This is a genomic window from Micromonospora narathiwatensis (genome assembly GCF_900089605.1).
GTDB lineage: Bacteria > Actinomycetota > Actinomycetes > Mycobacteriales > Micromonosporaceae > Micromonospora > Micromonospora narathiwatensis.
The window spans coordinates 5,273,451-5,298,206 of record NZ_LT594324.1; the positions used below are offsets into that span (position 1 = coordinate 5,273,451).

Here is a 24,756-nt window from a genome sequence, read left to right on the forward strand (position 1 = left end):
TTCTCCCTCCCGGCCCCACCCCGCTGCCAACCGCCCGGCGGCGGTTGACCTCAACCCCGGTTGAGGTTGTTGGCTGGAAGCCGGCTGTCGGAAGGGGTGCGGCGTGCGGGCGGTGTGGCTACGGGAGTTCGGTGGTCCGGAGGTGCTGGTGCCGGGGCCGGCGCCCGATCCGGTGCCCGGGCCGGGGCAGGTGCTGATCGAGGTCGCACACGCCAACCTCACCTTCGTGGAGACAATGTTCCGGTCGACCGGGTTCGGGCCGTTCACCGGCTCGCCGCCGTTGATCCCGGGCAACGGGGTCGGCGGGGTGATCACCGAGGTCGGTCCCGACGTCGATCCGGCGCTGGTGGGGCGGCGGGTGGTGAGCAGCACCGGCGGCTCCGGCGGGTACGCGGAGCGCGTGGCGGTGGACCGGGACGCGCCGTACGAGGTGCCGGACGGGCTGCCGCTGGACCAGGCGGTGGCACTGCTCGCCGACGGTCGTACCGCCGTCATGCTGGTGCACGCGGCCCGGCTGCGCCCCGGCGAGCGGGTGCTGGTCGAGGCGGCGGCGGGCGGCGTGGGCAGCCTGCTGACGCAGCTCGCCACGGCCGCCGGGGCGCGGGTGGTGGCCGCCGCCGGAGGCGACCGGAAGGTGGCACTGCTCCGCGAACGCGGCCTCGACGCGGTGGTGGACTACCGGCAGCCCGACTGGACCGACCGGGTACGCGCGGCCAGCGGCGGGGTGGACGTGGTCTTCGACGGGGTGGGCGGCGAACTCGCCCGCGACGCGTTCGACCTGCTCGCCCCGGGCGGGCGGATGCTCAGCTTCGGCTTGGCCAGCGGCGCGTGGGCCGACCTGCCCGCCGACCTCGCGGCGGCACGCGGGGTGGCCCTGCTCCGGCCGTCCGCCGCGCCCGCCGAGCTGCGGGCGTTCACTGAACGGGCGCTCGCCGAGGCGGCGGCCGGGCGGCTGCGCCCGCTGATCGGGCAGCGTTTTCCGCTGGACCGGGCCGCCGACGCGCACGCCGCCATCGAGTCCCGCGCCACGGTCGGCAAAACCCTCCTCGACCTGCCCTGACCCCACCGCCGCGCCCCGGGGTTCGCGGCGCGGCGGCGCGGCGGCGCGGCGGTCAGAGGTACATGCCGGTGCGGTGTTCCGGGTGCTCGCGGGCGGGCTTGTCGCCCTCGCCGAAGAAGCGCTTGCCGCCGAACTCGCCGTGCAGCCGGTCGTCCAGCTCGTCGGCCAGCCCGGTCATCACCTGCACGGCGAGCATCAGATGGGTCGGCTGGAAGTTGCGGCCGAAGACCGGGATCGAGGCCCAGACCGTGTCGTCCGCGCAGTAGAGGCGGCCGATCGGCATCCGGTTGGTCAGCTCGGAGAGCTTGACGTAGAGGCGCTCGGTCGGCTCGACCTCGGTGAGCACCGGAGAGAAGACGTCGACCAGGGGCGGGTTGTCGCGTACCCGGACGAAGACCATCGCCGAGCCGGCGCGGATGTTGATGTCCCCGTCCGAGTCGACCTGCAACTGGTCGGACTTGGACCGCAGCATGGTGGAGACGACCGTACGCACCCGCTCCTCCAGCGCGAGCACGTCACTGTCGCTGGACTGCGCGGTCGCGGCGGCGGCCGCCAGCGCCTCGTCGAGGTCGGCCTCCACGTCCCGGTCCGGGCCGAACTCACTGCGGGCGGTGCCGAGCGGCTCCACCGGCAGCGGCTCCCCCTCGGTGTCGTGCACCAGATAGACCAGGAAGGCGGGGTGCGGGGCACCGTAGACGTCCCGGAGGGTCCGGGACAGCACCGTCGCCAGCCGGGTCGCCTCCGCGGCGGCGCAGTCCAGGCCGAACTGGTCGCCGGACCCTTCCACCACGCCGGGCGGGGACCAGCCGAGCGCGATCATGTCGGCCACGGCGGCCCGGTCCATCCGGTATCCCGGTGGCAGCGTGGCGTTGCCGACGGCCCGCGCCGACAGCCGGCCCTCCCCGCCGACGTCCACACTGATCGAGTAGACAGCGTCCCCGGTGCCGGACGCGGTGGGGTCGAGGGTCAGCTCCAGGTGCGTGCCGTCGGGCAGGGCCCGGAGCTGGTCGGCCAGCGCGCGGGCGAACTCCCGCCAGGCCTCGGTCACCTTGGCCCGGAGGTCGGCCGTGGTCGGCTCGTCCAGCAGGACCGACTCATACTGCTCCGACGCTGGGCCGGCGGGCTCGTCCGCCGGCGCCGAGGGGTGGTCTGCCGTCATGATCGCCTCCGTCCGTCACCGCCACCCTACCCAGGGCCGGTGGAGGCCGAATCACGCCGGACCGGGATCGGACACCCGCCCGCGGTGGGGCTACTCGGTCGGTGCGGTCCCGCCCAGCTCGACCGGCCAGGAGCCGGCCAGCTCGCTGAGCCGGGCGGCCGTCGCGGCCGCGTCGGCCCCCCGCCCCACGGCCACCCCCAACAGGTACGCGGTGACCGGCGCGCCCGGACGTAGCACCTGGTGGGCGACGTCCCTGGCCAGGTCGAGCACCACCGGCACCGGCACCTCGCCCGGGTCGATCCCCAGCTCGGCGCAGGCCGCCGTGACCCAGTCGTCCATCACCGTCATCGCGTCCACTCCTCGGCCCGGCGTACGTCCTCGTCAGTGTCGCAGTCGAACCAGGGCGGCGGCCCCGAGCCGGACCAGGACACCTCCCGTACGTCCGCGCCGGCCAGCAGCCCGCGTACCGGGGCCCCGTCGACCGTGCCGCCCCGCTCGGCGGCCAGCCGGTCGACGGCGGCCCGCAGGGCAGCCACCCGCCACACGCCACAGAGCTGCTGCCGGCGACCGTCCCCGTCGACGTAGCAGGCGACGTCGACGGCGAGTCGCGCGGCACCGTCGACCGGCCGGTGCCGACCGCTCGCCGGGCCGCCGTGAGCAAGGCCCTGGCCCGACCCGTCGAGCGCGCGCCGGAGTTCAGCCACCGCCGCCGTGGTGAGCAGCGGCAGGTCGGCGGCGAGCAGCGCGACGACGGTCGTGCCCGGGTCGAGCAGGGCGAGCCCGGCCACGGTGGCGGCGACCGGACCACCGCCGGGCGGATCCTCGCGGGTCACTCGTACACCGTCGGGGACCGGGCCGGACGGGCCGACCACGATCGGCGGCGCCGCGTCGGCGACCGCGGCCAGCACCCGGTGCAGCATCGGCCGGCCACCGACCGCGCGCCCGGGCTTGTCCACCCCGCCCATCCGCCGGGCCGCACCGCCCGAGAGCACGATCGCCGCGTACGTCACCGGCCCACGCTAACCGCGTACGCCGGGTTCCGCCCGGCCCCGGCTGTTCGGGCCGCCGGGGCCGTTCGGGCCGCCGCAATATGCGGCAAGTTGGTGTATCGCGCGCTGGATGCCACGACATGCCGCAACTTGAGTGGATCCTTGGGAAGTTGATCAGCCTCGTCGGACCGATCAGGCGACGAGTGGCCCGCGCAGCACCTCTCGAGCCGCATCGTGGTCGCCGGTCACCTGGCTCCAGGGCATGGGGAATCGACCCCACAGCGCCAGGAGCAACTCCTGCGCGGTGCCGCTCAGCGTGGCGACCGGCTCCCCCGGTCCGAGCACCCAGGACGTGTCGAGGTCGTTGGCCGTGAGGCGGACCGCCGCCGGGGGCGGGGTAGCCCGGCCCCGCTGGATCTGGCGCGGCACGTGCACCTCGATGATCTCCGCGACCCCGTCGCCGCACAACAGCGGGTCGAGCCGGCTCGACCTGCCGAGCGCCTGTTCGGCGTCCCAGCGGTGCACGAGCGTCTCCAGGCAGCGACGCCGCCGCCAGAAGCCGACGGTGTGTGGCGGGTAGAAGGTCCAGGCGTCGCTGGCAGGGTCGACGGCGAGCGCGTCGGTGAGAATCCGGACGGTGTCCACGAACCAGGGAAGAATGTCGACCGGTGCCGCCGGCTGCTGGTAGTCGCCGCGCCGTTCAGTGACGGCGGTGGCCGCCCGCAGATTTCCTTGGCCGAGGTGCTCGGCGAGATCACGTAGTGTCCAGTCGCCGCAGTGCTCGACCGGTGCGGAAAGGTCAGCGGTCAGGCAGCCTTTGAACGCGGAAAGCTCGTCGCGCAGAAGCGCGAGATGATCTAGGCCCATCCGCCGGAATCTACTGGGTCGACTCTCTCTGGCGCAGGACCATGTTCGGTGGGTGGCCTCGCGGGGCAGGATGGCGGGATGGGACGGGCGACTGACCGGCGCGGCGTGCTCCGCATCGACCTCGACGCGGCGGCCGGCGGGCGCACCCGGGTACGGCGGCAGGACACCCTCGCGGTGGAGGAGCCGCTGGAGATCCGGGTCGGTCCGGCGGGCCCGGGTCGACGAAAGCCGCTGGCGGTGACCATGCGTACCCCGGGTGACGACCTGGACCTGGCGATAGGTTTCCTGCTCACCGAGGGGCTGATCCGGTCGGCCGAGGATGTGCACACCGCGCAGCTCTGCGCCGGCGCCGAGACGCCGAACACCTACAACGTGGTCGACGTGGTGCTGACCCCGGGCGTACCGGAGCCCGCCACCGATCCGGCCCGCAACTTCTACACGACCAGCTCGTGCGGGGTGTGCGGCAAGGCGAGCATCGACGCCGTCCGCACCCGGTCGCGGTTCGCCGTACGGGACGACGTGCTCACCGTGACCGCGGCGCTGCTGGCCGCGCTGCCGGACCGGCTGCGCGCGGCCCAACGTGCCTTCGACCGGACCGGCGGCCTGCACGCGGCCGGTCTCTTCACCGCCGACGGCGAGCTGGTGGTGCTGCGCGAGGACGTCGGCCGGCACAACGCGGTGGACAAGGTGATCGGCTGGGCGGTGCGGGAACGCCGGCTGCCGCTCGCCGGGCACGTCCTGCTGGTCTCCGGCCGGGCCAGCTTCGAGCTGACCCAGAAGGCGTGGATGGCGGGAGTGCCGCTGCTGGCGGCGGTCTCCGCGCCCAGCAGTCTCGCCGTCGAGTTGGCCGAGGAGGCCGGGATGACCCTGGTCGGCTTTCTGCGCGGCCAGACGATGAACGTCTACGCGGGCGCGCGGCGGATCAGCGATTAGGCGGTAAGAAACCGACCCCTGCGCGCACTTCCTGGTGACGGCGTACCTTCCCGCGTACCAAGGAGCAGGGGTCAGTGACAGAAGCCGACGCGAGCAGACGGTTCACCGCGATGTACGACGCACACCATGCGCAGGTGTACGCGTACGCGGTGAGCCGAGCCGGACGTCAACTCGCCGACGACGTGGTCAGCGACACCTTCCTCGTGGCGTGGCGCAAGCTGCCCACGGTGCCGGCGTCGCCGTTGCCGTGGCTGCTCGGCGTGGCCCGCAACGTGCTGCGGGAGCGCTACCGCGACGAGGTGCGGCAGGCCAGCCTGGCGGCCGAGTTGCGTGCCTGGGTCGACGAGGCGGCGGCGGACGTGGCGGACGGGGTGGCCGAGCGGGCGGCCGTGCTCGCCGCGCTCGCCCGACTCACCGACGACGACCGGGAGCTGCTGACCCTGGTGGCCTGGCACAACCTGTCGGCCCGGGCAGCCGCTCGGGTCGTCGGCTGCTCGACGGCCACCTTCTTCGTACGGCTGCACCGGGCCAGGAAGCGGCTGCAAGCCGCCCTGGCCGGGGCGGATCAGGTCGCCCGTCGTTCCCCGATCGCCCTTCCTGTCGAGGAGTACAGCAAATGAGTCCCCGTAGAGACATGATGAAGGTGCTGGCCGACGCCCGCCCCGCCCGACTCGACCCTGACCTGGGCAGCCGCCACGCCCCGTACGCGATCATGGCGCACCCGCAGCCGACCAGCGCATCGGTCGTGCGACGACCGGCCCGCCGGCTGGTCCTGGCGGGTGTGGTGCCCACCATGGCCCTGGCGGCGGCCGGGGCGGTCTTCCTGACGATCGGCGGGGGCGGAGCCGGACCGGCGGGCGCGCCCGGCGCGGGCAGCCGGGCGGCCAACGCCCCGACCACTACCGCCTCGGCCCCGCACACCGCCCGGGACGTGCTCCTGGTCGCGGCCGAGCGGAGCGCGGCCGATCCCACCAGTGGTGGCCGGTACTGGGTCACCGACCAGGAACACGGCAACGTGCGCGAGGTCGGCCCGGCGAACCGGCGGTACCAGGTCGTGGAGCGGCAGGGCCTGCGGGCGTGGGACGCGCTGTCCCCGAGTGCCCGGGGTGTGGGCTTCTTCCGTGACCTCGGTGCCGTGCCGTTCACCGCCGCGGACCGGGCCGCGTGGCAGGCCGACGGCGCACCGACGCAGTGGGTGGAACCCGCACCCAAGGACATCCCCGGCGCCGAGCCGATCATCATCCGCGGCACGCCAGGACCGGAGACCGCCGAGTGGGGTGCCGCCAGGCCGATGCCGCCAGATGCGAAGGACGGCAACGCGCCCTACTTCCTCGCTGGCGGCCCCATCTCGCGGGCGGAACTGGCTGCGGTGCCAACCGAGCCGGCCGCGTTGAAGGCGTGGCTGCTCAAGCGGCTGAAGGCCAGCGAGGTACAGGAGGCCACCCACTACTCCCTCTTCTGGAGTGCCCGGACGATCCTCTTCGACCTGCCGGTGTCGCCCCAGGTACGGGCGGCCGCGTACCGGATGCTCGCCGACCTGCCCGGGGTGACCTCGCTCGGTGAGGTCACCGACCAGCGGGGACGCGCGGGTATGGCGGTCGGGTTCGCCCGCAAGGGCGACGGCGGCCACTGGAGCCAGACCCGGCTGATCATCGACCCGCGGACCGGCCAGGCACTCGCCAGCGAGTCCTGGGACCTGGGCTCCGGCCGTGCCCCGAAGGCCACCGGGACGTTGCAGAGCTACGTCCTCGTGGTGAGCGCGGGCTTCACCAACGACAGCCCACCCGCCCCGCAGAAGTAACTGCTCCCTCCCCGGTGTGCGGTGCGGACGCCTCGGTGTCCGCACCGCACATCCGTCTCGACACCCCGGCGGCGGATCAACGGGCGCCACGACGCCGCCTGCGGCGGACGACCCCGGGGGAGCCGACCGCCGGCCAGCCGTCCAGCTCGGACGGGGGCAGCCCACGCCGGAGCATGTCGTCCAGGAGCAGCGCGAGTGAGTAGTCGGGGTGGGCGGCGAGCACCCGTTCCAGGGCCACCGCCGCCAGGGCACCGTAGCCCGCACGCCAGGCCGCGAAGGCGAGCAGGCTGCCCGGAGCGGCGATCAACTCCGGCTCGGCCCGGCGCAGCACGTCCGTCCAGAGGTTGATGTCGGTGTCCCGCCCATCCGTCCGCTCCCAGGCGTGGTCGCGTACCGGGAGGTGGGTGAGGAGCACGGTCAGCCAGGCCACCTCGTCGTCGCCCAGCCGCTCACCGCGCCGCTGTCGGCGGAAAGCGCCGCGCAGGGCCGCCACTCCGGCCGAGCGGACGGATCGGCCGCCGACCAGCGCGGTCTCCGCCGCGTCCTCGGTCAGCTCGGCCAGCCGGCGGCGGGCCCGGGTGGTGGCCCGGCGCATGGCTACCCGGACCGGCCCGTCGAGCGGGGACACCTGCGCGGTCAGCGCGGCCCGGTCGGGCAGGGCGACCTGACCGGCGAAGACGGCCGCCGCGCTGACCTCGCTGGCCGCCGGGTCGTACGGGGTGCCGTCGGGCGGGCAGCACTCCGGATCGGCGCAGAGGTAGGACCACCAGCGTCCGTCGGTCACTCGCAGCGCGTCGAGAACGAGCAGCCCGGACGCGTCCAGCGCCTCGCCGACCGCGTCGACCGCGCCGGTCACCCGGGCGGCCGGACCGTAGCCGATGACGGTGGCGGACTCGGTGCCCTGCCGGGCGACGACCTGCGCGAGATGCCGGGCGGCGGGTCCCGGATCGGCACCCGGCTCGGGCAGGTCGCCCCGGGCGGCGAAGACGACCCGGCGGCCGCGCAGCGCCACCACGACCACGCTCTCGGCGGGGTGGAAGCCGAGCAGGTACGGCACGGCGGCGATGAGGTCGGCGGGGGAACGGACGGCGAGCCGGGGGTGGTCGGTCGGAGTCATGCGGGCAGCGTGCGGCGGCGGGCCGGGGGCTCGACAGACCCTGTGGACGACACGCTGCTTATCCACAGATGCGGAGAGTATTGGTGCAGGTGGGCGCCGTACGGCGGGGCTTCCGGACGACGCACGACCCACGAAGGTCGGTCGGACCGGCTACCTTGCGCTCATGGACCTGGCGTACCTGCGGGCGCACCCGGAGCACCTGCCGACCTTCCTGACCCATCAGCGGATCCGGGAGACGCCGGTCTCCGGCGGGGACAGCTGCGGCGCGTCCCGGCTCACCCTCGACGACGGGCACTCGGTCTTCGCCAAGACCTGGCCGGAGCGCGCGGGGCGCCCGGTGCCCGAGGGCTTCTTCGCGGCCGAGGCGGCCGGGCTGCGCTGGCTGCGCGAGGCGGGCACCGTGCCCGTACCGGAGGTGGTGGTGGCGCTGCCGGAGCTGCTGGCGCTCGACTGGGTCGAGCCCGGCGAGCCGACGCCGGGCGCGGCCGAACGGTTCGGTCGCGAGCTGGCCGGGATGCACCGGGCCGGCGCACCCGCCCTCGGCGCCGAGTGGCCCGGGTTCATCGGCGCGCTGCCACAGGACAACACGCCGAGCCCGGACCCGTGGCCGGAGTGGTTCGTCCGCCGGCGGCTGCTGCCGTACCTGAGAATGTCGGTCGACACCGGCGCGCTCACCGGCGTCCGGGCCGCACTGGCGGAGCAGGTGGTCGACCGGATCGGGGAGCTCGGCGGCGACGAGCCGCCCGCCCGGGTCCACGGCGACCTCTGGCCCGGCAACCTGCTCTGGGGTGCGGACGAGCGGGTCTGGCTGGTCGACCCGGCCGCGCACGGCGGCCACCGCGAGACGGATCTCGCCCAGCTCGCGCTCTTCGGCGGCCCGCCGCACCTGGACCGGATTCTCGCCGCCTATCAGGAGGTGTGGCCGCTGGCCGACGGCTGGCAGGCCCGGGTGCCGCTGCACCAACTCCACCTGCTGCTGGTGCACACAGCCCTCTTCGGCGCGGCGTACGCCGACGCGGTGGGCACCGCCGCCCGGGCCGCGCTCCGGGGCACCCGACGCGCTACGGTCGACGGGTGACCGCCGCCCCGACGACGACCGACGGGGTCCTCGTCGACCGGTACGGCCGCGTCGCCCGGGACCTGCGGGTCTCGCTGACCGACCGCTGCAACCTGCGCTGCACCTACTGCATGCCGGCCGAGGGACTGCCCTGGCTGGCCGAGTCACGGCTGCTCACGGACGACGAGATCGTCCGGCTGGTCCGGGTCGCGGTGCACCGGCTCGGCATCACCGAGGTCCGCTTCACCGGCGGGGAGCCGCTGATCCGGCCCGGCCTGGTCGACATCGTGTCGGCGGTGGCCGAGCTGGCGCCCCGGCCCCGGATCTCGCTGACCACCAACGGTCTCGGGCTGGCCCGGATCGCGCCCGCCCTGCGGGCCGCCGGCCTGGACCGGGTGAACGTGTCGCTGGACACCCTGGACCGGGCCCGGTTCACCGAGCTGACCCGGCGGGACCGGCTGCCCGACGTGCTCGCCGGGCTCGCCGGCGCCGCGGAGGCCGGGCTGACCCCGGTCAAAATCAACGCGGTGCTGATGCGCGGGGTCAACGACGACGAGGCTCCCGCGCTGCTCCGGTTCGCCCTGGCCCACGGTTACGAGCTGCGCTTCATCGAGCAGATGCCGCTGGACGCCCAGCACGGCTGGGACCGCGCGACGATGGTCACCGCCGAGGAGATCCTCGCCGCCCTGCGCGCCGAGTTCGACCTGCGCGAGGACCCGGCCGAACGGGGTGCGGCCCCGGCCGAGACCTGGCTGGTGGACGGCGGCCCGGCCCGGGTCGGTGTGATCGGCAGCGTGACCCGCCCGTTCTGCGGCGACTGCGACCGGACCCGGCTCACCGCCGACGGCCAGGTCCGCGCCTGCCTCTTCGCCACCGAGGAGTCCGACCTGCGCGGCGCGCTGCGCGGCGGGGCGGACGACGCCGAGCTGGCCCGGCGGTGGCGTACCGCGATGTGGGGCAAGCGGGCGGGGCACGGCATCGACGACCCGACGTTCCTGCAACCCGCCCGCCCGATGTCGGCGATCGGGGGCTGACCGGTGCAGCTCACGGTCCGCTACTTCGCGGGCGCGCGCGCCGCCGCCGGCCGCGCCGAGGAGACCGCGTCCGCCGGTCGTCCGCTCGACGAGCTGCTCGACGAGCTGACCGCGCGGCACGGCGAACGACTGGCCGTCGTGCTGAAGGCGGCCAGCTTCCTGGTCGACGGGGTGGCCTGCCACGATCGTCGGGCGCCACTGCCGGCCGGGGTGACGGTTGACGTGCTGCCGCCGTTCGCGGGCGGCTGAGGGAGGCTCCCTTTGTTGGCGATGGCGACGTTCGTGGGCTTCGTCGTGCTGGTTACCGGCTTGATCCACGTTTACCTGTGGAAGCGGCTGGTCCGGGACACCACCGGCCCGGGGCGCTGGCGGCGGATCGGCGGGTTCGCCGTGCTGCTGCTGGCGCTGCTCGTGCCGATCACCTTGGCGGGCACTCACGCCGGGATGTTCTGGCTGGCCTGGCCGGGCTATCTCTGGCTGGCGCTGATGTTCTACCTGCTGGTCCTGCTGCTGGTGCTGGAAGTACCGATGGCGGTCGCCAGGCTGGTGTCGCGCCGGCAGGCCCGGCTCGCCGAGCCCGACACCGCGGCGCCGGAACCGGCCCTGGTCGGAGCGGGCGACTCCGCCGGCACCACCGAGCCGCCGGTCGAGCACCTCGCCGAGACGCCGACCGCCGCGCCGGCGGACCACGACCCGTCCCGCCGGCTGCTGCTCGCCCGGGGCGCGGCGATCTTCGCCGGGCTCACCGCCGCCGGCATCACCGGGTACGGCGTCCGCACCGCGATGGGTCCGCCGCAGCTCGACCGGGTGCGGATCCCGTTGGCCAAGCTCCCCCGTGGCATGGACGGGCTGCGGATCGCGACCGTCTCCGACATCCACCTCGGGCCGCTGCGCGGTCGCTCGCACACCGAGCGGATCGTGGCGATGATCAACCGGCTCGACGCCGACCTGGTGGCGGTGGTCGGCGACCTGGTCGACGGCTCGGTGGCCGAGCTGGGCGAGGCGGCGGAGCCGTTGCGCGGCCTGCGCTCCCGGTACGGCAGCTTCTTCGTCACCGGCAACCACGAGTACTACTCCGGGGTCGAGGAGTGGGTCCGCGAGGTGGACCGGCTCGGCCTGCGGGTGCTCCAGAACGAGCGCCAGGAGATCCACGCCCGAGGTGGCGTCCTGGACCTGGCCGGGGTGAACGACGTGTCCGCCACCGGCACCGGGCTGGCCGCCCCCGCCGACTACGCCGCCGCCCTCGGCGACCGCGACCCGAGCCGCCCGGTGGTGTTGCTGGCCCACCAGCCGGTGGCCGTGCACGAGGCGGCGAAGTTCGGCGTGGACCTGCAGCTCTCCGGGCACACCCACGGTGGCCAGATGGCGCCGTTCAACCTGCTGGTCGGGCTCCAGCAGCCGGTGGTCTCCGGCCTCGGCGAGGTGGACGGCACCAAGGTCTACGTGACCAACGGCGCCGGTTTCTGGGGCCCGCCGGTCCGGGTCGGCGCGCCACCTCAGGTGACCCTGGTCGAGCTGCGCGCCCCATAGCGCGACCGGGCCGCCCGGTCCAGCACCGGATTGCTCAGGTCACGAGTACGCGTGGCGGAGGGCGGGCACCGCGTCGGGCGTGACAGGATGCGGCGTGCCTCCGTTCAGCGCCGCACCCCCCGGTGGCCTTTCGCCGTTCGTCGCGGATCTGCACATCCACTCGAAGTACTCGCGCGCGTGCAGCCGCGATCTGACTCTGCCCAACCTGGCCCGCTGGGCCCGGCGCAAGGGCATCGGCGTACTCGGCACCGGCGACTTCACCCATCCCGCCTGGTACGACCACCTGCGCGAGACGCTGCACCCGGCCGAGCCCGGCCTGTTCCGGCTCAGCCCGGAGGCGGAGCGGGACATCGCCCGCCAGCTCCCGCCCCGGCTGGCCAGCGAGGCGGAGGCGGACCCGGCCCGGTTCATGCTCAGCGTGGAGATCTCCACGATCTACAAGCGGGACGACCGGACCCGGAAGGTGCACCACCTGGTCTACCTGCCGGACCTGGACGCGGTGGCGCGGTTCAACGCCGCGCTCGGGCGGATCGGCAACCTCGGCTCGGACGGGCGGCCGATCCTCGGTCTGGACTCGCGGGATCTGCTGGAGATCACCCTGGAGGCCAGCCCGGACGGCTATCTGGTGCCGGCGCACATCTGGACCCCCTGGTTCTCCGCGCTGGGCTCGAAGTCCGGTTTCGACGCCATCGCCGACTGCTACGCCGACCTGGCCGAGCATGTCTTCGCGGTGGAGACCGGCCTCTCCTCCGACCCGGAGATGAACTGGCGGGTCGGCAGCCTGGACCGCTACCGGTTGGTGTCGAACTCCGACGCGCACTCCCTGCCGGCGCTGGGCCGCGAGGCCACCGTGTTCGCCTCGGCCCGCGACTACTTCGCCATGCGGGAGGCGCTGCGTACGGGGGACGGGCTGGCCGGCACCATCGAGTTCTTCCCCGAGGAGGGCAAGTACCACGCCGACGGGCACCGGCTCTGCGGCGTCAACTGGTCGCCGGAGCGGACCCGGGCGGCCGGTGGACGGTGCCCGGAGTGCGGCAAGCCACTGACGGTGGGCGTACTGAGCCGGGTGGAGGAGCTGGCCGACCGGCCCGAGGGGCACCGGCCGGCGCACGCCCGCGAGGTGACCCATCTGGTGCCGCTGGCCGAGATCCTCGGTGAGATCAACAAGGTGGGCGCCCGCTCGAAGAGGGTCGAGGGGAAGCTGACCGAGCTGATCGCGGCGCTCGGCCCGGAGCTGGAGATCCTGACCAGCACCCCGCTGGACGAGGTCGGCCGGGTCGGCGGCGAGCTGCTCGCCGAGGGCGTCGGCCGGCTGCGCCGGGGCGACGTGCGCCGGGTCCCCGGCTACGACGGCGAGTACGGCGTGATCACCCTCTTCGACCCGGCCGAGCTGGGCAGCGGCGGGCACGCCGGGCAGGAGACGCTCTTCGACGTACCCGTGCCCGCGCAGCGGAAGCCCGCGGAGCCGGCGCCGAAACCGAAGGCCACCCGCCCGGCGGCGGCCAAGGCGGAGCCGAAGCGGAAGCCGGCCCCGCCGCCTCCGCCACCGATCGCGCCGGTGCCCTCCCCGCACGAGCCGTTCGAGCCGATGCTCGCCGGCATGGAGGAGGTCGGCACCGGCCTGCTGGACCGGCTGGACGCGATGCAGCGGGTGGCTGCCTCCGCACCGGGCGGCCCGCTGCTCATCGTGGCCGGTCCGGGCACCGGCAAGACCCGTACGCTGACCCACCGGATCGCGTACCTCTGCGCGGAGTTGAACGTCTTCCCGGACCAGTGCCTGGCGATCACCTTCACCCGGCGGGCGGCCGAGGAGCTGCGGCACCGCCTGGACGGGCTGCTCGGCCCGGTCGCCGAGGACGTCACGGTCGGCACGTTCCACTCGTTGGGCCTGACCATTCTGCGGGAGAACGCCGAGGCGGCCGGGCTGCCGGCGGACTTCCGGATCGCCGACGACGCCGACCGGGCCGCCGCTCGCGCCGAGGCCGGTGACGACGACGACCGGTACGCCGCGCTGCTGCGCAAGCGGGACCTGGTCGACCTGGACGAGCTGCTCACCCTGCCGGTGGCGCTGCTGAGCGGGGACAGGAAGCTGGTCCGCGAGTACCGGGAACGCTGGAAGTGGATCTTCGTCGACGAGTACCAGGACGTCGACGCCGTCCAGTACGAGCTGCTGCGGCTGCTCAGCCCCGCCGACGGCAACCTCTGCGCGATCGGCGACCCCGACCAGGCGATCTACTCGTTCCGGGGGGCCGATGTCGGCTACTTCCTGCGCTTCTCCCAGGACTTCACCGACGCCCGGCTGGTCCGGTTGAACCGCAACTACCGCTCCTCGGCGCCGATCCTGGCCGCCGCGGTGCAGGCCATCGCGCCGTCGTCGCTGGTCCGGGGCCGCCGGCTCGACCCGGCCCGGCTCGATCCGGAGGCCCCGCTGGTCGGTCGGTACGCCGCGGCCTCCGTCGCCGACGAGGCCGACTTCGTGGTACGCACCATCGACGAACTGGTCGGCGGTCTGTCCCACCGTTCGCTCGACTCGGGCCGGATCGACGGCCGGTCCACCTCGTTGTCGTTCTCCGACATCGCGGTGCTCTACCGCACCGACGCGCAGGCCGCTCCGGTGCTGGACGCCCTGGCCCGGGCCAACATCCCGGTGCAGAAGCGCTCGCACGACCGGCTCCGGGACCGACCCGGGGTGCTGGCCATCGCCCGCGAGCTGCGGCACGCCGGGCTGGACGGTTCGCTGGCCGCCCGCGTCCGGCTGGCCGGGCAGGTGCTGGCGGAGCGCTTCGCCGTGCCGACGCTCGACGGCTCCGGCTCGGTCCGCCCGGAGGACGTGCGTACCGCGGTGGACCTGCTCACGCCGCTGGCCCGGCGCTGCGGCGACGATCTCGGGCTCTTCCTCTCCCAACTCGCCACCGGGGCGGAGGTGGACGCCCTGGACCCGCGCGCCGAGGCGGTCACCCTGCTCACCCTGCACGCGGCCAAGGGGCTGGAGTTCCCGGTGGTCTTCCTGATCGGCGCGGAGGACGGCCTGCTGCCGCTGCGCTGGCCGGGGTCGGAGCCGGACGACGACGCGGTCGCCGAGGAGCGGCGGCTGTTCTTCGTCGGCCTGACCCGGGCTCAGGACCGGCTGTACGTCAGCCACGCCGCCCGGCGTACCCGGCACGGCGCGGAACGCGAGTGCCGCCCGTCGCCGTTCCTCGACGTGATCGACCCAGGGCTCTTCGAACGCTTCGGCGAAACCGAGCCCCGCCGCCCGAAGGACCGCCAACTCCGCCTGATCTGATCAGGCGAACAGGACCGCCAGCCAGGCGCCGGCCAGGATCGCGGGGCCGAACGGCAGCGCGGTGTCCCGGCGCACCTTGCGGGCAGCCAGCAGGGCGAGCACCACGACACCGTTGAGCAGATGCGGCAGGAGCAGGCCGAGCGCCAGGGCCGGCCAGCCCAGCCAGCCGAGCGGCAGGCCCAGCGCGGCGGCGAGCTTGACGTCGCCGAAGCCGAGCCGGGAACCGGGCAGGAGCGCGAGCAGCACGTACCCGGCGAAGGCGGCGGCGGCACCGGCCAGAGCGGGGAGCAGACGCCCCACGCCGGTGGCCGGTGCGGCACCGGCGAGGCCGAGCCCGCCCGCGGCCGCGGCGAGGGCCACCAGCCGGTCAGGCAGCCGGAGGCAGGCCAGATCCACCAGGGCGAGCACCAACCCGACCGCGCCCACCAGCAGCAGCGCCGGCAGTTCCGGCGCGGCGCCCCGCGCGGCGGCCAGCCCACCGAACACCACCGCACCCGCCAGGCTCACTCCGAGCCGCTCGACGGGTCGGCCTCCGACACCCCGACCAGACGCCGGCACGGTGAACCGGTGGGCGAGCGGGACGGCGGCCCAGCCGGCCAGCGCGCCGAGGAGTGCGGAAACCGTCAGCAACCCGGCGGACACGGGCCGCAATGTTACCGGCGGGCCAGCTCCGGGGTTGCCCCGTCGACCGGGTCCGGCGCCGGCTTGCGGGGACGCTCGGTGCTCACCACCACCGCCACCCCGGCGACGATCACCGCCCCGCCGAGCAGCACCTGGTGGGTGACCGGCTCGGCCGCGAGCAACGCGCCGAGCGCCACCGCGACCGCCGGGTTCACGTACGCGTAGGTGGCGACCAGGGAGATCGGGGCGTGGTGCAGCAGCCAGACGTAGGCGGTGAAGGCGACCAGGGAGCCGGCCACCATCAGGTACGCCAACGCCGCCCAGGAACGGGCGGTCACCTCGGCGGGGGAGAAGCCGGCCAGCTCGCCCCGGGCGGTGGCGACCACGAGGAGCGCCAGCGCACCGGCGGCCATCTCGTACACGGTGGCCACGAACGGGTCGGCCGGCATCCGGATCCGCCCCGAGAGGAAGGAGCCGACCGACCAGCAGGTGGCCCCGGCGACCACGGTGAGCGCGCCGGCCACCGGCACGGTGCCCGGCCCGTTGGTGGGGAGCACGAGCAGCACGAGGCCGACGAAGCCGAGGGCCACCCCGGCGAAGGTCCACAGCCGGGGGCGGTCGCCGCCCAGCGTACGCAGCAGCACGACCAGGAGCGGGACGGTGGCCACCAGCAGCGCCGCGATGCCGGAGGGCACCGCCACCCCGGTCGGGCCGGACTCGGCGAGCACCACCAGGCCGTTGCCGCCGGCGAGCAGCAGCAGGCCGACCAGGGCGGCGGACCCGAGCTGTCGACGGTCCACCCGCAGCGCACCCGGTCCCCGGCGGAACCGCAGCACCAGGGCCAGCACCCCCGCCGCCACGGCGAACCGCGCCGCCGCGGAGGTGAGCGGCGGCAGCGACTCGACCGCGACCCGGATACCCAGGTAGGTCGAGCCCCAGAGCACGTAGACGAGGGCCAACGCGGTCCAGACCAGGGCAGGACGGGCGGCGGTGGGGGCGTTGGCGACGGCCGGCGTCGCACTCGGGGGGCGTGAGCTCATCGGTCCACCACGCTACGGTGACCACGGCGTCGGCGTCCCCCATTGGTGGCCGGCCTCTCAGCAACGGCGTATCCAGGAGGACGTTCATGGCGAACTTCGGACCACCGGGTGGCGGCTCCCCCGAGCCGTGGGGCGGACGGCGACCGCAGGACGGGTACGCCGCAGACCCGCGCTACGACTCCGGGTACGCCGACCAGCCCGGCGGCTGGGGCGAGCCACCCGCCCAGCGGTACGAGCCCGACGGCTGGCACGAGCAGCCGACCCAACGGTACGAGCCGCCCGTCTCCTGGGGCGGCGGGCAGCCGACCGACCCAACGGGTTACCAGGGGTACCCGGTGGATCCCGGCTACGACGGGCAGCCGTACGCCGAACCGGAGCCGCCGAAGCGCGGCAGGGGTCCGTTGGTCGCGCTGCTGGCCGTGCTGGTGGTGCTCGGGCTCGGCGGCGCCGGGGCGTACTGGTTCCTGGGCCGGGACGACTCGGCCCCGGCGAACGGGACGGCCGCCCCCGCCGCACCGACCGTCGACCCGGTTGCGGACCCGACCGAGCCGGCCGATCCGGCGACCACCGCCCCGGCCCCGGCGTCCTCGACCGATCCCCGGTTCGTGAAGGCCGGCCAGTGCGTACGCAACGAGGGGGCGGCCGACCAGCCGAAGCTGGTGATCAGCGAGTGCGGCGCGAAGACGTACCAGGTGCTGCGGCGGATCGACGGCCCGACCAGCGGCAAGAAGGACGCCCAGGCGAAGTGCGCCAAGGTCGAGGACTACACCGACTGGTACTTCTTCGACAGCGAACTCGACACGCTCGACTTCGTGCTCTGCCTCAAGCGGCGCTGACCAGCGCCGCCACCGGACCAGCACCGCCACCGAGCCGATAAGCAAAACTAGGGCTGTCTAGCGTGGATGCTAGACAGCCCTAGTTTTGTCTCGACGATCCCGACACGCCGATACCCGCATCTACGGATGTCTAGCCTCGCAGCTAGACCGCCCGATACTGTGCGATTCGTGGATCCGGTCCGCAACCCGTACGCGCCCGGCGCCGGCCAGCGTCCGCCCGAACTCGCCGGGCGGGGCCGCGAGCTGGACGTCTTCGACGTGGTGCTGGAGCGGATCGCCCGGGGCCGCCCCGAACGCAGCCTGATGCTCACCGGCCTGCGCGGGGTCGGCAAGACCGTCCTGCTCAACACCCTCCGCTCGCAGGCGATCAACCACCTCTGGGGCACCGGCAAGATCGAGGCCCGGCCGGACCAGTCGCTGCGCCGGCCGATCGCCGCCGCGCTGCACATGGCGGTCCGCGAGCTGGCCCCCCGGCACCGCGCCCCGGACCGGATCGACGGCTTCCTCGGCGTACTCAAGGCGTTCGCCCAGCGCAGCGCGCCCACCGGCCGTGGCGGGGCGGCGCCGAAGCTGCGCGACCGCTGGCAGCCCGGCATCGACGTGCCGGCGGCCAGCGGCCGGGCCGACTCCGGGGACATCGAGATCGACCTGGTCGAGCTGCTCACCGACGCCGCAGCGGTGGCCACCGACGTGGGCACCGGCGTCGCCGTCTTCATCGACGAGATGCAGGACCTCGGCGCGGAGGACGTCTCCGCGCTCTGCGCCGCCTGCCACGAGCTGTCCCAGCTCGGCGCGCCGCTGATCGTCGTCGGCGCCGGGCTGCCGCACCTGCCGGCCGTGCTGAGCGCGGCGAAGTCGTACTCCGAGCGGCTCTTCCGCTACCAGCGCATCGACCGGCTGGACCGGATCGCCGCCGACCAGGCGCTCTGCGCGCCGGCCGAGCGGGAGGAGGTCGAGTACGAGCAGAAGGCCCTCGACCTGCTCTACGAGAAGTCCGGCGGCTACCCCTACTTCGTCCAGGCGTACGGCAAAGCCACCTGGGACCATGCGCCGCGCTCGCCGATCACCGCCGCCGACGTCCGGGTCGCCGCGCCCGAGGCGGAGGCCGAACTGGCCGTCGGTTTCTTCGGCTCCCGCTTCGAACGGGCCACCCCGGCCGAACGCGAGTACATGCGGGCCATGGCGTCCCTCTCGCTGGTCGAGGGAGAGGAGAACGGGCGGGACGACATGGACGCGGCCGTGCCCACCGCCGAGATCGCCCGTGCGCTGGGGCGCAAGCCGGCCAGCCTCTCGCCGGCCCGGGACGCGCTGATCAAAAAGGGGCTGATCTACTCCGGCGAGCGGGGCACGGTCGCCTTCACCGTCCCGCACTTCGGCCGCTACCTGCGTACCCAGCCGGCCTGAGCGGCGCAGGCCGGGCGCGGAGGCCGGCCGGCGGAGCAGCGGCGACCGCCGCCTGGCGTCAGACCTTCGACCAGGGCGACGGGAAGACGACCTCGCCCTGCGGCGGCAGTGCCTCGTCGTCGACGGACGGCGGCAGCACCAGCGCCCGCCACGGCTCCCCCAGCCCGGACCACGGGCTGGTCAACCCCATCCGGTCCGCCCGGGTGAACCCGAAGCGGCGGTAGAACATCGGGTCGCCGAGCACCACCACCAGCCGCTCGCCCAGCTCGGTGGCGGCGTCCAGGGCGGCCTGCACCACCGCCGTGCCGTGCCCGATCCGCTGCCGGTGCGGCGCGACCGCCACCGGGCCGAGCGCCAGCGCCGGGAACGAGCCGCCGTCGGAGCGGACCCGGACCCGGGTCAGCAGCGCGTAGCCGACCACCTCGCCGCCGTACTCGGCGACCATGGCCAGCTCCGGTACCCAGGCGTCGCTGTGCCGGAGCTCGTCGACCAGAGCCACCTCGGGCGGCGCGGCCACGTCGGGGCGGGCGAAGGCACCGGCCAGCACCCGGGCGACCGGTTGCTCGTCCGCCGGATCCTCGGGTCGCAGTCGCAGCGTCGTCACCCGCGCGACCTTACCGCGCGTACCCGGTCCATCCGCGACGGTCGCTGAAATCGATACGCCGGCCGGCTCGCCTGGACGTCCACGTCGGCCGATCCCGTTCGGGTGTTGCGCGGGTGGCGACCGCCGCGACGGGGTATGACTGAGCCATGAAGCCCGTGCGTTCCCTCGCCCGCGTCATGTTGAGCGGCATTTTCGTGGCCAGCGGCGCCCGTAACTTCAAGAACCCCGACCGGCTGGTGCCCGCCGCGAAGCCGGTCACCGACCGGGTCGCCCCACTGATCCAGAACCTGCATCCCCGGATCCCGACCGACACCGTGACGCTGATCCGAGCCAACGCGACCGCCCAGGTCGTCGGCGGGTTGATGCTGGCGAGCGGCCGGTTCGCCCGGCCCGCCGCGCTCCTCCTCGCCGGCAGCCTGGTGCCCACCACCTTCGCCGGCCATTCCTTCTGGAACATGGACGACCCGGTGCAGCGGAACACCAACCAGATCCACTTCCTGAAGAATGTCGGGCTGATGGGCGGCCTGCTCCTCGCCGCCGCGGACACCGGTGGGAAACCCGGACTGCGCTGGCGCGCGGGTCATCGGATCGACCACTCGCGACGCTCGGTGCGGCGCGCGGTCCGGACCGCCCGCAGGGAGACGAAGATCGCCGTACGCTCGGCCGCCACCGGCCGCCGGCTTTCTGGCTGACCTACCGTCCATTCGGCCGCCACCCCCGCAAGGCCACTAATCACCTGAACCCCCCGACACCCGTTAACGCGGTGGAATTGTCAAAGATGTGTGGGATCGGACACGGTCGCATAACGCGGGAGGCAACGAAGTGAGGCACCGTTCTAGGCTCCGTGCGGGACCTGGACGGGCAAGACGATCTTGGTACGGGGGTGGCCACGCCATGCCGGCGACCGTCGGTAGGCGGACCGACCGCCTCGCTCCATTCCGCTACCGGGGTCGCGGCACCGACCGGCGAGCAGTCGTACGCGCCAGCGTGGTGGCCGCCGTCGCCTACGCCGCGTGGCTCGCCATCACCGCCTTCGGCCGGCCGTACAACTTCTTCGACATGAAGATCTACCACGGTGCCGTGGTGTGGTGGGCGAACGGCAACGAGCTGTACGACTTCATCGCACCCGAGACGAACCTGGGCTTCACCTATCCGCCCTTCGCCGCACTGGTCATGCTGCCGATGTCCTGGCTGCCGGTCGACGCCGCCGGCTGGCTGAACGCGGTGGCCAGCATCGCCGCGCTCGCCGTCGCGCTGGCCGCGCTGCTGCGCCCGATCGTCGACCGGCTGGGCTGGCCGCTCTGGTTCACCGTCGGCATCGCCACGCCGATGGCCGTCGCCATCGAGCCGTCCCGGGAAACCCTCGGCTACGGCCAGGTCAACCTGCTGCTCTTCGCACTGATCGTGGCGGACCTGGTCGGCCTGCGGTGGCGGGCGAAGCGGGGCACCCATCACGACACCGCCGACTCGGCGCTGGCCCGGTTCGTCTACAGCGGCGCGTGGGCCGGGGTCGGCATCGGTCTGGCCACCGCGGTCAAGCTCACCCCGGCGCTGTTCATCGCGTACCTGATGATCACCCGGCAGTGGCGGGCGGCGATGGTCGCCGTCGGCACGGCCATCGGCGTGACCCTCGGGGCGTTCGCACTGGTCGACACGGAGTCACGGGCCTACTTCACCGGCGTGCTCTGGCAGACGGAGCGGGTCGGTGCCGCCGACATGACCGCCAACCAGTCGCTCGCCGGCCTGCTCGCCCGGCTCTACGACTCCATCGAGACGCCCGGCCTGCTCTGGCTGGCCTTCTCGGTGCTGGTGCTGGCGCTCGGGCTGTCCCGGGCGGCAAGCGCCCGGGCCGACGGCGACGAGCTGACCGCGTTCACCCTGGTCGGGCTGACCGCCAACGTGATCAGCCCGATCTCCTGGTCGCACCATCTGGTCTGGGTCATCCCGGCGATCATCGTGCTGGCCGACGCCGCGATACGCCGCCGCGAGGCGAGCCGTGGCGTGCCGCCCCGGATCACCTCGGCACCACCCACCGGCGGGGTACCGGCGCTGCGCCCGCCGATCTGGTACCCGACGCTCACCGGTCTACGGCACGGGGCCGGCGCCCTCGCGCTCTACCTGCTCTTCCTGGTCTCGCCGATCTGGCCGTACGAGCACCAACTCCCCGAGGTGTCCCACTACCAGGACGGGCTGTTCGGCGCGCTGATGGAGAACTCCCTGGCGATCGCCCTGATCGCGCTGGTCGCGGCGCTGCCCTGGCGCCCGGGCGCCGAGCCGGCCTTCTACCACGACCGGCTGGTACGCGCCGCACCGCTCACGGCCCGCCGCTGAACCTCCCCGGGTCGGGAGGTCAGGGGCAGTTCACCCACTCCTCGGTGCCGTCGGCGAAGACCTGCCGCTTCCAGATCGGCAGCCGTGCCTTCACCTCGTCCACCAGCCGGGCGCAGGCCGCGAAGCCCGCCGCCCGGTGGGCGGTGCTGACCGCCGCGACCAGGGCCACGTCACCGATCTCCAGCGGGCCGATCCGGTGCGACACGGCCACCGCGTACACCTCCGGGTCGGCGGCGATCTCCGCCGCCACCTCGCGCAGCACGACCTCGGCGGTGGGGTGGCCCTCGTACTCCAGGAGAGTGACCACACGGCCGTGGTCGTGGTCGCGGACCACGCCCTGGAACGAGACCACCGCGCCGGCCCGACGGTCGGCGACCGCCGCCTCGTGCGCGGCCAGGTCCAGCGGCCGGTCGGTCACCGCGCCGACGGCGACCACCTGGGCCGGGCTCACTGTGGCTTCCTCCGTTCGCGACTGCGGGGCTCGCAAACCCGGCTCACTCCTCGCGCTCACCGGGCCATCTCCGTTCGCGACTGCGGGGCTCGCAAACCCGGCTCACTCCTCGCGCTCACCGGGCCATCTCCGTTCGCGACTGCGGGGCTCGCAAACCCGGCTCACTCCTCGCGCTCACCGGGCCATCTCCGTTCGCGACTGCGGGGCTCGCAACCCCGGCTCACTCCTCGCGCTCACCGTGCCCGCTCCCCGGGGAGCAGCGGCAGCGGTACCACCGGCACCCGGTCCCCGACCTCGCCCGAGGTGCCCGGCCGGATCAACGCGAAGCCGTCCGCCTCGGCCAGCCCGCGCAACATCGCCGAGCCGACGTGGCGCAGCGGGTGCGCGGTGCCGGCCGCCCGGTCGATCCGGACCAGGGCGAGGTGGGTGTAGTCGCCGCGACCCGGAATCGGCTCGGCGAGGGTGGCCTGCGCCAGCACCGGCATCGGCCGGCCCTGGAGGCCGGCGAGCAGCGGCGCGACCAGCGAGACCAGCGCCACGACGGCCGACTGCGGGTTGCCGGGCAGGCCGGCCACGAACCGGACTCGACCGTCGCCGTCCACCAGCCGGGCCAGCAGCATCGGGAAGCCCGGACGGACCGCCACGGTGTTGACCACGTACTCCGCGCCGAGCGCCGCCAGCGTCGGGTGCAGGTGGTCGACCGGACCGTGCATGGTGCCGCCGGTGGTGCAGACCAGGTCGGCGTCGACCAACGCGCCCCGCAGGGCGGCCACGTGCTCGGGAAGGGTGTCGGCCACCGGGCCGACCACGTCGGCCGGGCGCACCTGGCAGCCGTACCGGCGTAGCCACGCGGGCACCGCCGGGCCGAGCGCGTCGCGGACCCGTCCGGCACCCGGCGGGCCGGAGGTCAGCAGCTCGTCGCCGAAGACCAGCAGCGCGGCGCGCGGCTGCCGGCGGACCCGCAGCGAGTCGTGCCCGCAGGAGGCGGCCAGCCCGATCAGCGCCGGGTCGACCGGCGTGCCGGCGGGCAGCAGTTCCTCCCCGGCGTACGCCTCCTCGCCCGGCTCCCGCCACTCGGTCACCGGACGCGGGGTGCCGGCGACCCGGCCGTCCCCGGTCCGGGTCGACTCCTCGATCCGCAGGATCGCCGTGGTGCCCGCCGGGACCATCGCGCCGGTGGCGATCTCGACGGTGGTGCCGTCGGTGGCCAGCGGAGACGGGGTGTGCCCGGCCAGCACCCGGCCGACCACCTGCCACGGGCCGTCCCCGCGCACCGCCCAGCCGTCCACGCCGGAGGTGGGAAACGCGGGCAGGTCGGTACGGGTGGTCAGCGGCTCGGCGAGGGTGTGGCCGTCGGCGTCGGTGAGTGGGCGGTCGACCGCCGGGAGCGCGGCGGCGAGGCCGGCCGCGTACACCTGGGCGCGGGCCTCCGCCCACTCGGCCGGCGACGGCGCGGCGACCTGCGTCGCCGTGGCTGCGGTTTCCGTGCTCATCCGGCGAGCCTAGCGCCGGCGCGACCGGCAGGTGTGGTCAGTGGTCGCCGCCGCGGAGCTGGTCGACGGCGTGGCGGAGGATCGGCCCGAGCACGGCCAGCCCGTCCTTCGCCCCGCCCCGGGAGCCGGGCAGGTTGACCACCAGCATCCGCCCGGCCACCCCCGCCAGCCCCCGGGACAGGGCGGCGGTGGGAACAGCGTCGCGGCTGTGCGCCCGGATCGCCTCGGCGATGCCGGGGATCTCGTAGTCGAGCAGGGCGCGGGTCACCTCGGGCGTCCGGTCGGTCGGGGTGATGCCCGTCCCGCCGCTGGTCAGCACCACGTCGACGCCCTCGTCGCGGGCGGACCGCAGCGCCACGCCGACCGGGTCACCGTCCGGCACCACCACCGGTTCGTCGACCTCACAGCCCAGCTCGCGCAGACCGGCGACGAGCAGCGGACCGCTGGTGTCCGCGTAGACCCCGGCGGCGGCCCGGTTGGAGGCGACGATCACCCGGGCCCGGATCACGGCCGGTCCTCCGGCCGGACCCACTCGCCGGTCTTGCCGCCCTCCTTGCGGAGCACCCGTACCGCGTCCACCGACGCCGCCGGGTCGACGGCCTTGACCATGTCGACCAGGGCGAGCCCGGCGACGGCCACGGCGGTGAGCGCCTCCATCTCCACGCCGGTCCGGTCGGCGGTCTTCGCCGTCGCGGTGATCTCGACCGTGTCGGTGGTGAGCCGAAGATCGACGGTGACGCCGTGCAGGGCGATCGGATGGCAGAGCGGGATCAGGTCGGGGGTCCGCTTGGCACCCATGATGCCGGCGAGCCGGCCGACCGCCAGCGCGTCGCCCTTGGGCAGGCCGTCGCGGCGCAGCAGGTCCACCACCTCGGGCGTGGTGCGGAGCCGGCCGGCGGCGACCGCGAGCCGGCCGGAGACCGGCTTGGCGGACACGTCGACCATCCGGGCCGCGCCGGCCGCGTCGACGTGGGTGAGCTGCGCGGGATCGGTCACGGCCGCGAGCCTACCCATCGGGTACGACGCGCACGGCGACCGCCGTGGGGAGGAGCGCCACCGCAGGTGCCGATCTCGCGGTACGGCGCTCCTCCCTCGGTCACCCGCCGTCCGTCGCTGGGGGAAACCGACGGCGGGCGCCTCGACGGC

The 24,756-nt window shown here is 74.4% G+C and carries 25 protein-coding genes; 13 read left to right on the forward strand and 12 right to left on the reverse strand.

Features of this window, described 5'->3' with window-relative positions; genetic code table 11:
• Positions 1-103: 103 nt before the first annotated feature.
• Entirely contained in the window at positions 104-1,060 is a 957-nt protein-coding gene (locus tag GA0070621_RS23115; RefSeq protein WP_091199633.1) for a zinc-binding dehydrogenase, read from the forward strand.
• Between the two features lie 52 nt (positions 1,061-1,112).
• On the opposite strand, the gene GA0070621_RS23120 is transcribed toward GA0070621_RS23115, so the two are convergent.
• The 4 genes from GA0070621_RS23120 to GA0070621_RS23135 all read right to left on the reverse strand — a co-directional run bounded on the left by GA0070621_RS23120 (position 1,113) and on the right by GA0070621_RS23135 (position 4,075).
• Positions 1,113-2,219 carry a T3SS (YopN, CesT) and YbjN peptide-binding chaperone 1 gene (locus GA0070621_RS23120; RefSeq protein WP_091199635.1) on the reverse strand — a complete coding sequence of 369 codons (1,107 nt, stop codon included), beginning with the start codon at positions 2,217-2,219 and terminating at the stop codon, positions 1,113-1,115.
• Between the two features lie 90 nt (positions 2,220-2,309).
• Positions 2,310-2,567 (reverse strand): DUF6457 domain-containing protein, encoded by a 258-nt coding sequence (locus GA0070621_RS23125; protein ID WP_091202753.1) that lies wholly within the window; start codon positions 2,565-2,567, stop codon positions 2,310-2,312.
• A complete protein-coding gene (mobA, locus tag GA0070621_RS23130; protein WP_091202752.1) occupies positions 2,564-3,184 on the reverse strand; it encodes a molybdenum cofactor guanylyltransferase in 621 nt (206 codons plus the stop codon). The genes GA0070621_RS23125 and mobA overlap by 4 nt, the downstream gene beginning before the upstream one ends.
• Before the next feature lie 216 nt (positions 3,185-3,400).
• Positions 3,401-4,075, reverse strand: coding sequence for a maleylpyruvate isomerase family mycothiol-dependent enzyme (locus GA0070621_RS23135; RefSeq protein ID WP_091199637.1), 675 nt, complete (start codon positions 4,073-4,075; stop codon positions 3,401-3,403).
• Between the two features lie 78 nt (positions 4,076-4,153).
• Between GA0070621_RS23135 and fdhD the strand changes: the two genes are divergently transcribed.
• The 3 genes from fdhD (at position 4,154) to GA0070621_RS23150 (ending at position 6,809) form a co-directional block, all read left to right on the forward strand.
• The gene (gene fdhD, locus GA0070621_RS23140) at positions 4,154-5,008 is read left to right on the forward strand and encodes a formate dehydrogenase accessory sulfurtransferase FdhD (protein ID WP_091199639.1); all 855 of its coding nucleotides are present in this window, start codon (positions 4,154-4,156) and stop codon (positions 5,006-5,008) included.
• Positions 5,009-5,082: 74 nt separating this feature from the next.
• Positions 5,083-5,628 (forward strand): RNA polymerase sigma factor, encoded by a 546-nt coding sequence (locus tag GA0070621_RS23145; protein ID WP_197673924.1) that lies wholly within the window; start codon positions 5,083-5,085, stop codon positions 5,626-5,628.
• Entirely contained in the window at positions 5,625-6,809 is a 1,185-nt protein-coding gene (locus GA0070621_RS23150; RefSeq protein ID WP_157740032.1) for a CU044_5270 family protein, read from the forward strand. The genes GA0070621_RS23145 and GA0070621_RS23150 overlap by 4 nt, the downstream gene beginning before the upstream one ends.
• A gap of 76 nt (positions 6,810-6,885) precedes the next feature.
• On the opposite strand, the gene GA0070621_RS23155 is transcribed toward GA0070621_RS23150, so the two are convergent.
• Positions 6,886-7,926 carry a DUF4192 domain-containing protein gene (locus GA0070621_RS23155; RefSeq protein ID WP_091199645.1) on the reverse strand — a complete coding sequence of 347 codons (1,041 nt, stop codon included), beginning with the start codon at positions 7,924-7,926 and terminating at the stop codon, positions 6,886-6,888.
• 163 nt (positions 7,927-8,089) lie between these two features.
• Here GA0070621_RS23155 and GA0070621_RS23160 point away from each other — a divergent pair, with 163 nt between their 5' ends.
• The 5 genes from GA0070621_RS23160 to GA0070621_RS23180 all read left to right on the forward strand — a co-directional run bounded on the left by GA0070621_RS23160 (position 8,090) and on the right by GA0070621_RS23180 (position 14,830).
• Positions 8,090-9,004, forward strand: coding sequence for a fructosamine kinase family protein (locus GA0070621_RS23160; RefSeq protein WP_091199647.1), 915 nt, complete (start codon positions 8,090-8,092; stop codon positions 9,002-9,004).
• Positions 9,001-10,017 (forward strand): GTP 3',8-cyclase MoaA, encoded by a 1,017-nt coding sequence (gene moaA, locus GA0070621_RS23165; RefSeq protein ID WP_091199650.1) that lies wholly within the window; start codon positions 9,001-9,003, stop codon positions 10,015-10,017. Before GA0070621_RS23160 ends, moaA begins: the two co-directional genes overlap by 4 nt.
• 3 nt (positions 10,018-10,020) lie before the next feature.
• Positions 10,021-10,266, forward strand: coding sequence for a MoaD/ThiS family protein (locus tag GA0070621_RS23170; RefSeq protein WP_091199652.1), 246 nt, complete (start codon positions 10,021-10,023; stop codon positions 10,264-10,266).
• A 21-nt stretch (positions 10,267-10,287) separates the two neighbouring features.
• The gene (locus GA0070621_RS23175) at positions 10,288-11,547 is read left to right on the forward strand and encodes a metallophosphoesterase (protein ID WP_167667196.1); all 1,260 of its coding nucleotides are present in this window, start codon (positions 10,288-10,290) and stop codon (positions 11,545-11,547) included.
• Positions 11,548-11,641: 94 nt separating this feature from the next.
• Complete coding sequence (locus GA0070621_RS23180) at positions 11,642-14,830, forward strand: UvrD-helicase domain-containing protein (RefSeq protein WP_091199656.1); 3,189 nt, start codon at positions 11,642-11,644, stop codon at positions 14,828-14,830.
• Here GA0070621_RS23180 and GA0070621_RS23185 read toward each other — a convergent pair whose 3' ends face one another.
• Both GA0070621_RS23185 and GA0070621_RS23190 read right to left on the reverse strand, forming a co-directional pair.
• Positions 14,831-15,472 (reverse strand): prepilin peptidase, encoded by a 642-nt coding sequence (locus tag GA0070621_RS23185; protein ID WP_091202755.1) that lies wholly within the window; start codon positions 15,470-15,472, stop codon positions 14,831-14,833.
• An 11-nt stretch (positions 15,473-15,483) separates the two neighbouring features.
• On the reverse strand, positions 15,484-16,491 hold the full coding sequence (locus GA0070621_RS23190) for an EamA family transporter (RefSeq protein ID WP_091199658.1): 1,008 nt from the start codon (positions 16,489-16,491) through the stop codon (positions 15,484-15,486).
• 335 nt (positions 16,492-16,826) lie between these two features.
• Here GA0070621_RS23190 and GA0070621_RS23195 point away from each other — a divergent pair, with 335 nt between their 5' ends.
• Complete coding sequence (locus tag GA0070621_RS23195; RefSeq protein ID WP_197674102.1) at positions 16,827-17,327, forward strand: LppU/SCO3897 family protein; 501 nt, start codon at positions 16,827-16,829, stop codon at positions 17,325-17,327.
• Between the two features lie 168 nt (positions 17,328-17,495).
• Positions 17,496-18,731, forward strand: coding sequence for an ATP-binding protein (locus tag GA0070621_RS23200; protein WP_091199662.1), 1,236 nt, complete (start codon positions 17,496-17,498; stop codon positions 18,729-18,731).
• 58 nt (positions 18,732-18,789) lie between these two features.
• Here GA0070621_RS23200 and GA0070621_RS23205 read toward each other — a convergent pair whose 3' ends face one another.
• A complete protein-coding gene (locus GA0070621_RS23205) occupies positions 18,790-19,335 on the reverse strand; it encodes a GNAT family N-acetyltransferase (protein WP_091199664.1) in 546 nt (181 codons plus the stop codon).
• 146 nt (positions 19,336-19,481) lie between these two features.
• Between GA0070621_RS23205 and GA0070621_RS23210 the strand changes: the two genes are divergently transcribed.
• Entirely contained in the window at positions 19,482-20,027 is a 546-nt protein-coding gene (locus tag GA0070621_RS23210) for a DoxX family protein (RefSeq protein ID WP_091199666.1), read from the forward strand.
• A gap of 202 nt (positions 20,028-20,229) precedes the next feature.
• A complete protein-coding gene (locus GA0070621_RS23215) occupies positions 20,230-21,666 on the forward strand; it encodes a glycosyltransferase 87 family protein (RefSeq protein ID WP_091199668.1) in 1,437 nt (478 codons plus the stop codon).
• Positions 21,667-21,685: 19 nt separating this feature from the next.
• Here the strand turns inward: GA0070621_RS23215 and GA0070621_RS23220 are convergent, their stop codons facing one another.
• The 4 genes from GA0070621_RS23220 to moaC form a co-directional block, all read right to left on the reverse strand.
• Positions 21,686-22,117, reverse strand: a complete 432-nt coding sequence (locus GA0070621_RS23220) for a molybdenum cofactor biosynthesis protein MoaE (RefSeq protein ID WP_167667199.1) — start codon at positions 22,115-22,117, stop codon at positions 21,686-21,688.
• Positions 22,118-22,350: 233 nt separating this feature from the next.
• Positions 22,351-23,610 carry a molybdopterin molybdotransferase MoeA gene (locus tag GA0070621_RS23225; protein ID WP_091199671.1) on the reverse strand — a complete coding sequence of 420 codons (1,260 nt, stop codon included), beginning with the start codon at positions 23,608-23,610 and terminating at the stop codon, positions 22,351-22,353.
• A gap of 37 nt (positions 23,611-23,647) precedes the next feature.
• Positions 23,648-24,118 (reverse strand): MogA/MoaB family molybdenum cofactor biosynthesis protein, encoded by a 471-nt coding sequence (locus tag GA0070621_RS23230; RefSeq protein WP_091202758.1) that lies wholly within the window; start codon positions 24,116-24,118, stop codon positions 23,648-23,650.
• Positions 24,115-24,606 carry a cyclic pyranopterin monophosphate synthase MoaC gene (gene moaC / locus GA0070621_RS23235; RefSeq protein WP_091199673.1) on the reverse strand — a complete coding sequence of 164 codons (492 nt, stop codon included), beginning with the start codon at positions 24,604-24,606 and terminating at the stop codon, positions 24,115-24,117. Before moaC ends, GA0070621_RS23230 begins: the two co-directional genes overlap by 4 nt.
• Positions 24,607-24,756 lie beyond the last annotated feature (150 nt).

Bases quoted from the DNA above. Each gene is read 5' to 3' on its own strand.
- GA0070621_RS23160 (WP_091199647.1), top strand. From the start codon at position 8,090: ATGGACCTGGCGTACCTGCGGGCGCACCCGGAGCACCTGCCGACCTTC.
- mobA (WP_091202752.1), bottom strand. From the start codon at position 3,184: ATGGGCGGGGTGGACAAGCCCGGGCGCGCGGTCGGTGGCCGGCCGATG.
- GA0070621_RS23135 (WP_091199637.1), bottom strand. From the start codon at position 4,075: ATGGGCCTAGATCATCTCGCGCTTCTGCGCGACGAGCTTTCCGCGTTC.
- GA0070621_RS23125 (WP_091202753.1), bottom strand. From the start codon at position 2,567: ATGACGGTGATGGACGACTGGGTCACGGCGGCCTGCGCCGAGCTGGGG.
- GA0070621_RS23175 (WP_167667196.1), top strand. From the start codon at position 10,288: ATGGCGACGTTCGTGGGCTTCGTCGTGCTGGTTACCGGCTTGATCCAC.
- GA0070621_RS23120 (WP_091199635.1), bottom strand. From the start codon at position 2,219: ATGACGGCAGACCACCCCTCGGCGCCGGCGGACGAGCCCGCCGGCCCA.
- GA0070621_RS23150 (WP_157740032.1), top strand. From the start codon at position 5,625: ATGAGTCCCCGTAGAGACATGATGAAGGTGCTGGCCGACGCCCGCCCC.
- GA0070621_RS23155 (WP_091199645.1), bottom strand. From the start codon at position 7,926: ATGACTCCGACCGACCACCCCCGGCTCGCCGTCCGTTCCCCCGCCGAC.
- fdhD (WP_091199639.1), top strand. From the start codon at position 4,154: ATGGGACGGGCGACTGACCGGCGCGGCGTGCTCCGCATCGACCTCGAC.
- GA0070621_RS23215 (WP_091199668.1), top strand. From the start codon at position 20,230: ATGCCGGCGACCGTCGGTAGGCGGACCGACCGCCTCGCTCCATTCCGC.
- GA0070621_RS23190 (WP_091199658.1), bottom strand. From the start codon at position 16,491: ATGAGCTCACGCCCCCCGAGTGCGACGCCGGCCGTCGCCAACGCCCCC.
- GA0070621_RS23210 (WP_091199666.1), top strand. From the start codon at position 19,482: ATGAAGCCCGTGCGTTCCCTCGCCCGCGTCATGTTGAGCGGCATTTTC.
- GA0070621_RS23225 (WP_091199671.1), bottom strand. From the start codon at position 23,610: ATGAGCACGGAAACCGCAGCCACGGCGACGCAGGTCGCCGCGCCGTCG.